The 14,493-nt window shown below is 57.5% G+C and carries 13 protein-coding genes; 5 read left to right on the top strand and 8 right to left on the bottom strand.

Features of this window, described 5'->3' with window-relative positions:
• Nucleotides 1-582, top strand: a complete 582-nt coding sequence (locus AC13D2_RS02905; RefSeq protein ID WP_482938201.1) for a hypothetical protein — start codon at nt 1-3, stop codon at nt 580-582.
• Between the two features lie 70 nt (nt 583-652).
• On the opposite strand, the gene AC13D2_RS02900 is transcribed toward AC13D2_RS02905, so the two are convergent.
• The 3 genes from AC13D2_RS02900 to AC13D2_RS02890 all read right to left on the bottom strand — a co-directional run bounded on the left by AC13D2_RS02900 (nt 653) and on the right by AC13D2_RS02890 (nt 4,789).
• On the bottom strand, nt 653-2,035 hold the full coding sequence (locus tag AC13D2_RS02900) for a sodium-dependent transporter (RefSeq protein WP_292046733.1): 1,383 nt from the start codon (nt 2,033-2,035) through the stop codon (nt 653-655).
• A 153-nt stretch (nt 2,036-2,188) separates the two neighbouring features.
• Entirely contained in the window at nt 2,189-3,766 is a 1,578-nt protein-coding gene (locus AC13D2_RS02895; protein ID WP_292046734.1) for a methyl-accepting chemotaxis protein, read from the bottom strand.
• A 156-nt stretch (nt 3,767-3,922) separates the two neighbouring features.
• Nucleotides 3,923-4,789 carry an EamA family transporter gene (locus AC13D2_RS02890; RefSeq protein WP_482938200.1) on the bottom strand — a complete coding sequence of 289 codons (867 nt, stop codon included), beginning with the start codon at nt 4,787-4,789 and terminating at the stop codon, nt 3,923-3,925.
• A gap of 165 nt (nt 4,790-4,954) precedes the next feature.
• On the opposite strand from AC13D2_RS02890, the gene AC13D2_RS02885 reads away from it, so the two are divergent.
• Entirely contained in the window at nt 4,955-6,343 is a 1,389-nt protein-coding gene (locus AC13D2_RS02885) for an MATE family efflux transporter (protein ID WP_292046737.1), read from the top strand.
• Nucleotides 6,344-6,356: 13 nt separating this feature from the next.
• On the opposite strand, the gene AC13D2_RS02880 is transcribed toward AC13D2_RS02885, so the two are convergent.
• Entirely contained in the window at nt 6,357-7,352 is a 996-nt protein-coding gene (locus tag AC13D2_RS02880; RefSeq protein ID WP_292046739.1) for a GGDEF domain-containing protein, read from the bottom strand.
• A gap of 240 nt (nt 7,353-7,592) precedes the next feature.
• On the opposite strand from AC13D2_RS02880, the gene AC13D2_RS02875 reads away from it, so the two are divergent.
• Complete coding sequence (locus tag AC13D2_RS02875; protein ID WP_482938199.1) at nt 7,593-8,714, top strand: HD-GYP domain-containing protein; 1,122 nt, start codon at nt 7,593-7,595, stop codon at nt 8,712-8,714.
• Between the two features lie 18 nt (nt 8,715-8,732).
• Here AC13D2_RS02875 and fghA read toward each other — a convergent pair whose 3' ends face one another.
• The 3 genes from fghA to AC13D2_RS02860 form a co-directional block, all read right to left on the bottom strand.
• Nucleotides 8,733-9,578, bottom strand: coding sequence for an S-formylglutathione hydrolase (gene fghA / locus AC13D2_RS02870; protein ID WP_482938198.1), 846 nt, complete (start codon nt 9,576-9,578; stop codon nt 8,733-8,735).
• A 36-nt stretch (nt 9,579-9,614) separates the two neighbouring features.
• The gene (locus AC13D2_RS02865) at nt 9,615-10,034 is read right to left on the bottom strand and encodes a CBS domain-containing protein (protein WP_292046744.1); all 420 of its coding nucleotides are present in this window, start codon (nt 10,032-10,034) and stop codon (nt 9,615-9,617) included.
• Nucleotides 10,035-10,152: 118 nt separating this feature from the next.
• Complete coding sequence (locus AC13D2_RS02860) at nt 10,153-11,124, bottom strand: alpha/beta fold hydrolase (protein ID WP_482938197.1); 972 nt, start codon at nt 11,122-11,124, stop codon at nt 10,153-10,155.
• A gap of 243 nt (nt 11,125-11,367) precedes the next feature.
• Here AC13D2_RS02860 and AC13D2_RS02855 point away from each other — a divergent pair, with 243 nt between their 5' ends.
• Together AC13D2_RS02855 and AC13D2_RS02850 are read left to right on the top strand one after the other, a co-directional pair.
• Nucleotides 11,368-12,726 carry an alanine/glycine:cation symporter family protein gene (locus AC13D2_RS02855; protein WP_292046747.1) on the top strand — a complete coding sequence of 453 codons (1,359 nt, stop codon included), beginning with the start codon at nt 11,368-11,370 and terminating at the stop codon, nt 12,724-12,726.
• Between the two features lie 139 nt (nt 12,727-12,865).
• A complete protein-coding gene (locus AC13D2_RS02850; RefSeq protein WP_292046748.1) occupies nt 12,866-13,519 on the top strand; it encodes a peroxiredoxin in 654 nt (217 codons plus the stop codon).
• Nucleotides 13,520-13,595: 76 nt separating this feature from the next.
• On the opposite strand, the gene AC13D2_RS02845 is transcribed toward AC13D2_RS02850, so the two are convergent.
• Nucleotides 13,596-14,378 carry a MetQ/NlpA family ABC transporter substrate-binding protein gene (locus AC13D2_RS02845; RefSeq protein ID WP_420390126.1) on the bottom strand — a complete coding sequence of 261 codons (783 nt, stop codon included), beginning with the start codon at nt 14,376-14,378 and terminating at the stop codon, nt 13,596-13,598.
• Nucleotides 14,379-14,493: the final 115 nt, after the last annotated feature.

Raw genomic sequence — 14,493 nt, 5'->3', positions numbered from 1 at the left:
ATGAACCGATTCAGCCCTGCCTTAGTGCCTCTGCTTTTCCTGCTCTCGTTTGCCCCCTTCGCGGCCCAGGCCGAAACCCTGACCGACCAGACCATCCGCTCGTTCATCAGCAGCCTGGAAACCCTTCAGGGCATGGAGAACGAATTCGATGCGATGAAGGAGGATTTCCCGGCTGAGAAAGGTGGGCGCGGCACCGAAATGCCAGACATGTCGCGAATATTCTCGTCGTCCATCGAGCGGATGAAAGGCCATGATATGTACAACCGGTTGGAAGACGTGGTGGAGCAACACGGATTCGCCAATCCCGAGGCGTGGGCGAAGACCGGCGACCGCATTTTCCAGGCCTGGAGTGCCCTGGAAATGGGCGAACAGTCCGGACAGATGAACCAGGAGATGGCCAAAGCCATGGAGGAAATCAACAACAACCCTCACATGAGCGAAGCCCAGAAACAGCAGATGCGGGACATGATGGGCGGTGCCATGTCCGCCATGGAAACGGCAAGTAAAGCACCGGAAGCCGACAAGCGCGCCCTGCGGCCACACCTGGATGCTTTACGCTCCGCGACCGAATCAGACCGTTAAGCAATACAGGCCCCGAAACAAAAAACCCGGCCATGTTTGGGCCGGGTTTCTTCCAGTCTTCTGGCTGCCTCTACGACATCAGGTTGTAAACAAACACGATAGCAACCGCCACCGGCGTCACGAAGCGAACCAGGTTGTACCAGAGCGCAAAGCTACCTCCGGCCAAGGCCAGGTTACTCTGCAATGACTCTTTCGCCACGCACCAGCCGACAAACAGCGCCGTCAGCAAGCCGGACAGCGGCAGCATCACGTTGGCGGTAAAGAAGTCGAGCAGATCGAAAATAGTGTTGCCCTCGAAACGCTCGAACATGCCCAGGGGCGCGAAACCGGACCACTCGTTCAGGGACAGGATGGAGGCAATACCCAGAAGCCAGCAGGCAATCCCAACCACCACCGTGCTACCCACACGGCCAACAATCAGTTTGTCTTCCAGCCATTCAACCACCGGCTCCAGCAATGAAATAGCGGAGGTCCAGGCTGCAAACAACAGCAGCACAAAGAACAGGGCACCAAAAACGCTACCCATCGGCATCTGGCCGAAGGCCAGCGGCAGGGTCTGGAAAATCAGGCCGGGACCGGCACCGGCTTCCAACCCATTGGCAAAGACCACCGGGAAAATGGCCAGGCCGGCCATCAGCGCCACCACGGTATCCATGATGGACACCGTCACTGCAGTCCGCCCGACCGACACGTCATTACCCAGATAGGAACCGTAGGCCATCATGATGGCCATGCCCAGGCTCAGGGTGAAGAACGCATGGCCCAGGGCCACCAGCACGCCGTCCATGGTCAGGGCACCGAAATCCGGCGTAAACAGAAAGGACACCGCCTCCCCGAAGTGGCCGGTGGTGGTGGCATAGCCCACCGCAACCAGCAGCAACACAAACAGCGCCGGCATCAGGATGGTCACGGCCCGCTCAAGGCCGGATTTGAGGCCACGGGCCACCACCAAAATCACCAATGCCATAAAGATCGTGTGCCAGATCAGTAGCGTGACCGGGCTGGCCAGAAGGCCACCGAACAGCTCGCCGATGGCGTCCGCGCTCTGGCCGGTAAAGTCGCCCATGGCCGCGTGGCCGACGTAGGACGCCGCCCAGCCACCAATCACGGAATAGAATGACAAAATAATGAAGGCTGCCAGCACACCTACAATGGCAGAAATCCGCCACACGGGTGACGCCAGGTTGCGCTCGGCCACCAGGCGGAAACTGGTGATCGGATTATGCCGGCCACTACGACCGATATACACTTCCGCCATCATGATGGGAATACCGACGATGGCGATACACAGCAGGTATACCAGTACGAAGGCGCCACCACCATTTTCGCCGGTGACGTAAGGAAATTTCCAGATATTGCCCAGCCCGACGGCCGAACCGGTCGCGGCCAGGATAAAGGCCATCCGGGAAGACCATAGCCCACGATGGGCCGGGGTAGATTTGGAACCAGTCATTGTTTCATCCTGTGCTTCTGGCTGATAAATCGATTAGATGAGGTATGCCAAAGGCCTGCTTCAGCAGATGGGGCGGGATTTTGCCAGCAGTATGCTCAGGATGCCAGCCAGGGCCGGCCCCGGGATGTAAACGTCTCCGGGACCGGCCGACAACTAGCCGTTTTTACTCACGAACCGGGAAACCAGATCTTTCAGCCCGCGGGACATCTGGCTCAGGCTGTTACTGCTGTCCTTGGCAGATTCCGCCTGCTGGGTACTATGATCAGCCAGTTCGGCAATATTGACCACCTGATGGTTGATCTCCTCGGATACCTGGCTCTGCTCTTCAAAGGCCGCCGACATGCTGATAAAGCTGTCGGATATATCGTGGATCGAAGACACGATTTCCTGCAAGGACGTTTCTGCCTCCCGCACCTTCTCCAGGCCCTTGCCCGCATCCAGTTCCCCTTCACGGGTGGCCTGAACGGCTTGTTCCACCTGGCTACGGAAGTCGTCAATGACCTGCTGTATACGTACTGTGGAATCCCGGGTGCGGCGGGCCAGCGACCGAACCTCGTCTGCCACCACGGCGAACCCGCGACCCTGCTCGCCAGCACGGGCGGCTTCAATGGCCGCATTCAGTGCCAACAAGTTGGTTTGTTCAGCAATGTCTGAGATCAGACTGGCGGCCTCACCAATGCTTTCCGTTGAGGCACCCAGTTTCTGGATGGCCGTACCAATACCGTTCACCCGGGTCACCAGCTGTTCGATGGCCGTCAGGGCCTCACCGCTGCGCTTGCTGCCGGTGGCCGCCATCCGATTGGCTTCTTCCGCCACTTTGGCGTTGCCATTCACGGTTTCGGTCACTTCCTGGATCGACACCGTCATTTCGTTAACGGCCGATGCGGTCTGATCAGTCTCGGCCCGCTGCTTGGCAATCGACTCAGCGCCCTCGCTGATGTAGCGATGGCTCGCCCTGGCATGCTCATACAGGAGCTCAGCCTGGTCATCAATACGGGCCAGGGCAGTACGAATCCTCGCTTTCTCGCTCATGATCAGCATGGCCATCTGCGAGAACAGGCCGCTTTCATCACTGTAGGTTCGTGCCACAACGGCATCACGGAAAGCGTCAGGGCGCAGGTCAAGCAGGCTCTGCAGGCGAGCGGTTATGGACCTGAGAGTCAGCCCCGCTGCCAGCACATGAGCAACCACGATCACGCCGATGGCCATCCCGGAATTGCCCAGCGTGGTCAACGCCACCAGACTCAGGACCAGCGAAAGGGCAAAGGGCCATCCTGATCGCATCGCAGAGACAAGCCGGCCCTGGACACTGACTGCCGCCTTGCCAGAGGACAGCTTAGGGTAGAGTTTCTCAGCCCGCGCCACTTGCTCACGGGTTGGCGAGACTCTTACCGACTCGAAGCCAATCATTTTCCCGTTTTCAAGAATCGGGGTCACGTATGCGCTCACCCAGTAGTGGTCACCGGTCTTGGTGCGGTTCTTGACCACGCCCATCCAGGGTTTTCCGGCCTTGAGGTACTCCCACATGCCGTGAAATACGGCTGAAGGCATATCCGGGTGACGGATCACGTTGTGGGGCTGGCCAACCAACTCCTCTCGAGGGAAACCGCTAATGTCGACGAACTCGTCGTTGCAGTAGGTAATGACGCCTCTTGAATCAGTGGTGGTAATCAGCCGACCGCTTGCGGACATTCTGACTTCACGCTGGGTAACCGGAAGGTTTTTTCTCATTACGGGCTGTCTCCCTGACATGGCCATTCCACATTTGGTATGGCAGTTATAGCAACTCTAAGCGTAGGCGCCATCAGCAAAAAGTGGGGAACATACGATATCCAGCGGATATCTGAGTGAACCGAGACGCTTCTTTACAGACGACGCGGAATACCGTTACAACGCCAGCCTGGCACGGGGATGAAAACGCGTATTCAGCCACAGCGACAGGGCGATGACACCGCCACCGATGGCCAGTCGCAACAGATCGGCATCCCGGTTCCAGATCACCAGATTGACGAGCAGCCCGGCGGGCACCAAGACGTTGTTCATGATCGCCAGAGTGCCGGCATCCACATGGCATGCCCCCCGGTTCCACAGGAACAGTCCAACACCGGACGCTGCCAGGCCCAACCAGGCGAGAATGCCCCACTGCAACGAGGTAGTGGGCAGACGACTGGCGTCGCCAAAGATCAGGAAGGATGGCAGAGCAATGATCAGTGCCCCGAAAAAGAAATAACCAAACGTACGGTAGGCTGGCAGTTCCGTCGGGAAGCGCATCATGGTGTGCTTGTAGCCGACCTGACCCGCCGCAAAGGTGAAGTTGGCCACCTGCAGCAGCAGGAAGCCAGTGATAAAGCCCTGGCTCAGACCATCGTAACGGATAATCCCCGCACCCAGCGTTGCCACGGCCGCAGCAACCAACGCCATTGGCGAGAAGCGCCGGTACAGGGCGTCATCGATCAAGGTGACGTACAGTGGCGTAAAAATGGTAAACAGCAGAACTTCCGGCACGGTCAGGTAGCTGAACGAGCGATACAGGCACAAGTAGGTCACGCCGAACTGCAGCATACCAGTGACCAGCACGCCCAGTTTCAATCCGCCGGGAACGCCACGCCAGCGGGTCAGCGGCAGAAACACCAGGGCGGCAAGCACCACACGGGTCAATACCGCGAAATCGCTGTCCACACGCCCGGCCAGAAATTCGCCAATCAGGCTGAACGAGAACGCCCACAGGACTGTTACGAAAATCAGAAGACCCATACTACCCGCACCTGAAACATTGGAAGGCGGCACTTTACCCGCTACTGCACTGGGTTGTACACAGTGCGGCGGAAACACCCTATGACATTCGGGGTGGGGAATGGGGTACCATCCCGCGTTCCTGACACATTCCGATTTACTTCTCCGGCCCAGGCTCTCGATTCCATGGACGAAACCCACCAGCCATTACCAGAAGCCCGCCAGCCGCTGGTCCAGCGTACGCTGATCGAGTGGCGCACGCTGGCCGTCCTGGGCGGACCGATTCTGATCGCCCAGGTGGCACAAATGGCCAACGGGGTTATTGATACAGTCATGGCCGGCCACGCCAGTGCCGAAGACCTGGCTGCCGTGGGTATTGGCAGTAGCCTGTGGATGCCAGTGTTCCTGTTCTTCATGGGACTCTTGGGGGCCTTGCAGCCGATCATTTCCGGTTATAACGGCGCGCGCACCACAGAGAAGATCATGCCGGCGACCTGGCAGGGGCTCTACATAGCAGCCGGCGGCTCGGTGATCATGATCCTGCTGCTGACCAACGTGCACCCGGTACTGGATGCCCTGAACCTGGAAACCAACACTGCCCGTATCTCACAGGGGTACCTGAACGCCTTCGCCTGGGGCATTCCTGCGATGCTGATGATCATGGCACTGAGGGGGCTGACGGACGGATTGGGCCATACCAGGGTCATTATGGCCTTCTCGGTGCTGGGAACCCTGGTCAACCTGCCCCTGAACTACATCTTCATTTACGGCAAACTCGGCCTCCCTGCCATGGGCGGCATCGGCTGCGGATGGGCTACCTCCATCTCCAACGGCGTTGCGGCCCTGGCGTTGCTGATCTACCTGAACCGCAGTGCGGTGTATCGCCGTTTTCACCTGCTGGCAGACTGGGCCAAACCGGATGCTGCGGGCATCCGCTATATTCTGCGTCTGGGCATTCCCATTGGTTTCACCATCTTTGTTGAAGCCAGCATGTTCTCGGTCATTGCCCTGTTCCTGGCCCCATTGGGGCCAGTGATTGTGGCGGGGCATCAGATTGCTCTGAACGTGGTATCGCTGGTGTTCATGTTGCCGCTGAGTATCGGCATGGCGCTGACCTTGCGCGTGAGTTTCCTGGTGGGTGCGAAGGCGCCGGATACTGCCCGGCTCATCGCCCGCAGTTCGCTTATTCTGGCGTCAGCGGTGGCGCTGATATTTGCCGTGCTGCTGTTTGTGTTCGCAGAGGGTATTGCAGCGCTTTACACCGGTGAGCAGGATGTTCAGTCCGTGACAGTGACGCTGCTGGTGTATGCGGCCTTCTTCCAGATCGCCGATGTCATTCAGGTGACCTGCATCAGCGCCTTGCGGGGATACAAGGACACCAGCATTCCCATGTTCATCATGCTGTTTTCATTCTGGGGCGTTGGACTGCCACTGGGGTGGGTACTCACGTTTACCGACTGGCTGCTGCCCGCCATGGGGGCCGCTGGTTTTTGGGTGGGGCTTACCGGTGGGCTGGCATCAGCCAGCATCCTTTTAGGGCTGCGACTGTTTCTGTACTCGCCAAAACCGGAATAATCTTGCGGAGGGGTCAACCGTAGCTGGGCATAAGATCGCTCGCGTAGACAATACGGTCGCGTCCGGTTTCCTTTGCCTCGTATAGTGCTTGATCTGCCCGTGCCAGCCAGTCGTCAGGCTTTTCACCAGCCTGGAGCAGAGCAACCCCAAAGGACGCGGTAACCTGCCCCCCGGGGTGACGCAGGAACTTGTGCATGATGTGCTGCAGGTTGTGCATGACCGCTCTTAACCCGGTTGAGTCCACACCGGACATCAGCAACACAAACTCTTCACCGCCAAAGCGGAACAGTTGATCGGATTTGCGGATGTTCTGCTCGATCAACGCCACCATTTCCACCAGCACGTCATCACCCACGTTATGCCCATGCTGGTCGTTGATCTTCTTGAAGTAGTCGATATCCAGCAACACCAGAGCGTAGGAGATACCGTTTCTGGAAGCGCTGGCAACGGCCATTGCCAACTCCTGATCCATGGAGCGGCGGTTTTTGACACCGGTAAGGGGATCGATCGTGGCCAGATGCTCCAACCGCTCCCGCTGGTTCTCGTTCCGGTGGGCAAAAACATAGGCGCAGCAGCTGACGACCACAGCCGTGGCAGCAAAAGTCCACATCTGGATAAGGGAGCTGAAGGCCACGCCATGTATCATCAGGGCCAGCACGGCGGCCAGGTTGATAAAAATCGCGTAGCGGGGCTCCGTCAGGAAAAAGCTCGTCACCAGGCACGGATATAGCCAAAACAGCCCTGGTTCTCCGACCAATGCCCCGACTGTTACCGCCCCGCCACAAGCCACCAGGGCCATTGCAAAACCACTGCGGGCGGTATCGCCTGTTATCCACGCGTAAACCGTTCCGGCGGTAATCGCCAGCATAATACCCAGATCGACCGCCCCAGCCAGCACGTTGCCCTGGAGAAAACGCATCACCGCAAAAGGAGTTATTCCAAGAATGGCACTGATGGCCAACAACGTGATGATGGACAGCCTGAAATCTGTTCTCAGACGATAAAGCATAGTAACAACACATCCCGACCAGAGTCTTGTTAGCAAACTATCATAGCGCAAGATTTACCCGGGAAAGACGGACGCAACGAAATTTAACAAACGCGCAAATGAAATATTTTGTCAAATCAGAGGGCGAAGCTTCCGGCATCACAGCAAACGCCCTAGTCCCGGCCTTCCAACAACTGGAGTTGGTATCGGCTTAAAGGGTAAACTTAAGCAATGTTATAACAAGGATCAGGAAGCCATTGAGTGCAGAATCTTCTTCGTATCGCACCCGGCGCGTTGACCATCGGAAAGCCCTTGCCCTGGACGGTTTATGACGCCGATGGCAATGTACTGCTGAGACAGGGCTACGTCATACAGAATGATATTCAGCTGGAGCAGCTGTTCGAGCGTGGCCTGTTCCAGCCCCGGGTGATTGAGCGCCCCGACGAGGATATTCAGGAAGATATCCGTGTCCGCAACCCATTTGCGGATTATCCCGTGTTGCTGCAAACACTGGAGCTCACACTAAACGCCATTACCAACCAGGATGACAGTGCCCGTCAACGGGTACTTGGCCTGTCGCGAATGATTGACCAGATGTGCCAGGAATCGCCAGAGGCCAGCCTGGCACTGGTGCACCTGTACTCCATCGAGCCCACCATTCATGAACAAATCCTGTTCTACGCCATTCTCTGCCAATTTACCGCACGCCGATTCGGGCTTGATGAAAAACGGACGGCTGTACTGATCAGCTCTGCGCTGACGGCGAACCTGGCTCTGGTGCCAGTGGCCGATAAGCTCAATGCCTCCAACCGGGTACTGACCGACGAGCAACGCGCGGTGATACGCAAACATCCGGAACGCAGCGTCCAGGCGCTAAAAGAGGCCAACATTACCAGCCCGCTGATACTCAAAATCATTGCCCAGCACCACGAACAGGCTGACGGTTCAGGCTATCCTCATGGGTTGAGTGGTACCGAGATACGGGGTGAAGCGGAAATCCTGGCGCTGGCGGAACGTTATGTGGCGATGATAACGAAGCGAGCCTACCGCAAACGAATGAACATTACCGAAGCTCGCAAACTTATCGCCTCGCTGGCAGATGGCAAGTTCCGCCCTGCCATTCCGAGAGCTCTGCTGTCGCTACTGACCGACTATCCGCCGGGGACTCTGGTGAGACTCAGCAACAACGAGGTCGCGGTGATCGTCCGGCGCCCGCACCGTCACCGTGGCCCGTTCGCCAAAGCCATCATCGGCCCCAGGGGCAATCGTTACAGCGGCACCTTTGAGCGGGATTGCAGCCTGCTGGATTTCAACATCGTCGACGTTGAGCAGCCTGAAGTGATGCCTTCCATGGACTTCGGGCTGCTCTGGGGCTTCCACTGACGCTCTACGCGCCTCGCATTATCTCAAGCCCAACGCCTGGGCATGATGTTCCAGATGATCATCAATGAACGAGGCGATGAAGAAGTAGCTGTGATCATAGCCCCGGTGCATTCGCAGATTGATGTGGTGATGCACCTTCTCACAGGCATCAACCAGCGCCTCGGGATTGAGCTGACTTTCAAGGAAGTCATCCGCCGTACCCTGGTCCACCAGCAGCGGTAAGCGTTCGCTGGCATTGGGAAGCAGCAGCGTCGCGTCCCACTCTTCCCAGGCTTTGGGATCATCCCCCAGATAACCGCTGAAGGCTTTTTGGCCCCAAGGGCACTCGCTGGGGTTGGCAATCGGCGCAAAAGCCGATACCGACCTATAGCGCCCGGGGTTCTTCAATGCCGCGATCAGTGCCCCATGGCCACCCATGGAATGACCACTGATGCTGCGATCCTCCGTCACCGGCAAATGGCCTTCCACCAGTTGCGGCAACTCCTTCACCACATAATCGTACATTCGATAGTGAGGGGCCCAGGGTTGGCGTGTGGCGTTAAGGTAAAAACCGGCACCACTACCAAAATCGTAACTGTCATGCTCACCGGGCAGGTCCAGACCACGGGGGCTGGTGTCAGGACACACAATGGCGATGCCCAGCTGCGCCGCTTTTTTCTGGGCCCCGGCCTTCTGCATGAAATTCTGGTCGGTACAGGTCAGCCCCGACAGCCAGTAAAGAACCGGCACTTTTTGCGGATTGCTGCCCACGGCAACAGGAGGAAGGTACACCGCAAACTCCATATCGCAGTCCAGGGCTGCCGAGTGGTGCTGGTAGCGACGGTGTTCGCCGTCGAAACAGACGTTGGTGGAGAGCAGTTGCATGGGTACCTCTCAGTCGAAAAATTCACCGTCTTCTGACTACGCGTATTTCGGTACTTCTATGCCGTAACCAGCCTTTGCAAACTCTGCCAGGATGGCGGTACGGGTTACAATACCGATCAAACGGTCATGATCAACCACCGGGTAGACCTTGGGCTTGCCTGCACCCAGGTTCTGGGCCAGATCCACGACAGACATTTCCGGGGATATGGTGACCGGATCGCAGAACATAACGTCGTCCACAATCGGGTCGCCTTCGTGGTGATAGTTACTCACCAGCAGGGCGTGGATACAGTCCTGCTCGGAAACAAACCCGATCACCTTGCGGTGGTCATCCACGACCGGCAGGCCCGTAACGTGGTTGTGAAGGAGTGTTTTGACCACTTTGGTTAAAAGCGTTCCACGACGAATGGGCTCGATGTGGTTCCACATGACATCGGATACTTTTAGCGATTGCATTGGCAGACTCCCTGACCCGTCATATTCTGGATTCGTCCCTCTTTAAACATAGGCAATGGGGGCGAAAACTGGAAGCATAAACCCTCCACCGGCGACCTCTTTTTACCGGCACGGGCCGTCAACCGTTGTCCTGCCTTGGCTGTTTCGCCATGGTTTCAAACCCGATCTCGGCAAACCGCGACAACAGAGGTTCCGGAAGATCGTGCCCCATACCCTCAATCATCTCAACGCGGGCATGAGGTAACAGGTACCCCAACTGCTCCGCAGCCACCGGCCGCACCAGCGGGTCGGCCTTGCCGTGGATCACAGATACCGGCACCCGTATGCGCCGTGTCGCCGATGACAGGCTGCCAGTGGCAAGGATGGCACGGGTCTGGCGGAGAATGCCGGCGGGATGATAGCTGCGCCGGAACTCCCTTAAGATCCGGTCCCTTACGTCCTGTTCGCAAGGTGGATAGCCCGGGCTCTGGATCGCTTTCCAGAAGTCCAGGGAACGTGCGACGACTGCAGCTTCGTCATGCCCTTTCGCTCCGATACCTGCCAGGCGCCAGATCAGCTTTGATTTCGGCATTGGCAATCGCGGGCTATTGGTGGATGTCATGATAAGTGTTGCCGAGCGCACGCGTTCGGGGTAATTCGCAGCCACCAACTGGCTGATCATCCCTCCCATGGACACACCCACCAGATGGGCACTGGTCAGGCTCAATGCGTCCATCAGGTGACACACATCGTCCGCCATGTCATGCAGAGTATAGGGCGCGGCGATCGGCAGGCCCATCCGGTGCCTTGCCATGACCACAACCGGATGCCCCTCCAGGCGATCCTTCAGGTGCGATGAAAGGCCGATGTCACGGTTATCGAACCGGATTACCCGGAAGCCCTCACGAACATACTGCTCCAGAAACGCCTCCGGCCAGAGCGTCATCTGCGCCCCCAATCCCATCACGAAAATCACTGGCTCCCCAGCGGGATCTCCCCGGGTTTCCACACAGAACGAGAGCTCGCCTGCCTGGACGTGAACAGTCTCAGGCATGGCGTTAACCGACGTATCGGCAGAACGCCAATCAGAGCGGCTTAGGGTTTCCGGCATAGAAGGGCTCCTGAGGTAATCAGTCCACAGCTTAACCCGAGAGGCTCCGAATCCAATAGCTTTACAGACCCACGTCGCGTCAGAACGGCTAATTCTTTGCAGCGAATATTTACAGACAAGAATAAGTATATAAACTCAATGAGTTATACGCTCCCGCCGAGCTCGGATCTGTACTGTTCAGATCCATATCGCCGATGTCGCGGAAGCGCCTCAATACCAAGGCACAAACACAGGGAGATTCCCATGGAAGCCTTTGAGTCTTTTATTAGCAGCATAAACGCACTGGTCTGGGGTCCGCCCATGCTGGTGATGATTCTTGGTGTCGGCCTGTTTCTGAGCATTGGCTTGAAGCTGATGCCGGTATTGAAACTGCGAGCCGGTTTCCAACTGATGTGGAAAGGCCGCACCGGGGCCGAATCAGAGGGTGAGATACCCCCGTTTCAGGCCCTGATGACCGCACTGTCTGCCACTGTCGGTACCGGTAATATCGCTGGCGTTGCCACCGCGGTATTCCTGGGCGGCCCCGGAGCCCTGTTCTGGATGTGGCTGACGGCGCTGGTTGGTATGGCCACCAAATATTCGGAGGCGGTACTGGCGGTACGCTTCCGGGAAGTGGACGAACGCGGCGCCTACACGGGTGGCCCGATGTACTACATTCGCAACGGCCTGGGCAAGAAGTGGGCCTGGCTGGGTGTGCTGTTTGCCATCTTCGCAGCGGTGGCCGCGTTTGGCATTGGTAACACGGTGCAGGCCAACTCGGTGGCGGATGTTCTGGAAACCAACTTTAACCTGCCACACTGGGTGACCGGCCTTGTGCTAATGGCTCTGGTGGGCCTTGTACTGATTGGTGGCATCAAACGCATCGGACAGGTCGCAAGCGCGTTGGTGCCGTTTATGGCCATCGCCTACGTCCTGGTCGGCCTGATGGTATTGGCCATTAACGCCAACCAGATTCCGAATGCCATCGCCATGGTGTTTACCCACGCGTTCAGCCCGGTTGCAGCCGAGGGTGGCTTTGCCGGCGCCGCTGTCTGGGCCGCCGTCCGCTTTGGTGTGGCCCGCGGCATTTTCTCAAATGAGGCCGGCCTCGGTTCCGCCCCGATCGCCCACGCTGCAGCTCAGACCAAGAGCCCCATCAATCAGGGCATGGTCGCCATGCTGGGCACGTTCATCGATACCATTATCGTGTGCAGCATCACCGGCCTCGTCATCATCAGTTCTGGCGCCTGGACCTCCGGCGAAACCGGTGCGGCGCTGACCTCGCTGGCCTTTGAAACCGGACTGCCCGGGTTTGGTAATTACGTGGTCGCCATCTCACTGGCGATTTTCGCCTTTACCACCATTATCGGTTGGTCGTTTTACGGCGAACGCTGCATTGAGTTCCTGTTCGGCGTCAAAGCCATCGTGCCGTACCGCGTGATCTGGATACTGGCGATACCGGTTGGTGCCACCATCAACCTTGGCCTGATCTGGCTGATCGCCGACACGCTTAACGCCATGATGGCACTACCAAACCTTGTGGCCTTGCTGCTACTGAGCCCAGTGGTGTTCAAGCTCACCCGTGAGCATTTCGAGAAAGAGCGATCAGTCGGCGTGAATTGATCGAAACATGGAGACGGATGAGGCGGATCAACGCCCCTTGGTTTTCTCCCATCCGCCTCCACTGTTTCTTGTATAGACTGAATCTTATGCCGGCGCTTCGTCTGGCCGGGCTTTCGTATCATCAAAAGGAGGAAACGCGATGAGTTTACGTCTGGGAGATACCGCACCGGATTTTGAGCAGGATTCCAGTGAAGGCAGGATCGATTTTCATGACTGGCTGGGCAACAGCTGGGGCATACTGTTCTCACACCCTGCTGATTTTACGCCGGTGTGCACCACAGAGCTGGGCCTGACGGCCAAGCTGAAAGACGAATTCGCCAAACGTGACGTCAAGGCGATCGCCCTGAGCGTGGACCCGGTCGATTCCCACAAGGAGTGGATCAAGGACATCAACGAAACCCAGGGTTGTGCCGTCAACTTTCCGATCATTGCCGATCACGACCGCAAGGTGTCCAGCCTTTACGACATGATTCACCCCAGCGCCAATGAGACGCTGACGGTGCGTTCGCTGTTCGTGATTGATCCGAACAAGAAAATCCGCCTGATGATCACCTACCCGGCCAGTACCGGTCGCAACTTCAACGAAGTGCTTCGGGTTGTCGACTCGCTGCAGATGACCGACATCCACAAAGTGGCGACACCTGGCAACTGGGAACCCGGTGGCGACGTGGTGATCGTGCCGTCCCTGCAGGATGAGGAGGAAATAAAAGAACGTTTCCCGAAAGGCTATCGGGCGGTGAAGTCCTACCTGCGAATGACGCCGGACCCGGGGGCGAACTGGAGTGGCGATTAAACGCTGAAGGCGCAATCCGCTGAAACGAAAAAGCCGGGCTGATGCCCGGCTTTTTTATGCCATATCGTTCCTGGCCTCAGAATGCCGGAACCACGGCTCCCTCGTACTGCTTCTTGATAAACGCCCTGACCTCATCCGTAGTCAGCACCTTTGCCAATGTCTGAATTGCCTCGTCGTTGGCGCGGCTTTCATGAGCAACCAGAATATTCACGTACGGCGATTCAGCACCCTCAATAACCAGAGCATCTTCCGTCGGATTAAGGCCGGCTTCCAACGCGTAGTTGGTGTTGATGAGCGCCAGGTCCACCTGGTTCAGGATACGCGGCAAGGTGGCGGCTTCCAGTTCCTTGAATTCCAGATCTTTCGGGTTATCAGCGATATCACGCGGCGTAGCGGTGATCTTGCTGCCGTCCTTCAGGGTGATCAGGCCGGCTTTCTGCAGCAAAAGCAATGCGCGGCCACCGTTGGTGGGATCATTGGGGATCGCCACTGTGGCACCCTCTTCAAGGGCTTCCAGAGAGTCAATCCGGCTTGAATAGGCACCGAACGGCTCAACGTGCACACCCACTACGCTGACCAGATTGGTACCACGGCCGTCATTGAACTCATCCAGGTACGGCTGATGCTGGAAGAAGTTCGCGTCCATCCGCTTCTGATCCACCTGCACGTTAGGCTGGACGTAATCGGTAAACACCTTCACATCCAGCTCCACACCCTGTTCTGCCAGCTTGGGCTTAACAAATTCCAGTATCTCGGCGTGGGGTACCGGCGTTGCCGCCACGGAAAGCTTTTCCGCAATCGCGGCGGAAGAGAATGTTGCAACGGCAGCCAGGGCTACCAGCGTCTTCTTAAAGTTCATAAGCACGTTCTCCTGTTGTTTAAAATATCATTCAGACCTCGGAAACCAGCAAAGACTCCGGGCCCGTGGCGGGAAAGCCCTTCCGAAAACGTGGAGCGCCAGGGATGGCGCGACC

Source organism: Marinobacter sp. B-12 (assembly GCF_056857915.1).
This window is presented reverse-complemented; position numbering and strand designations above follow the sequence as displayed.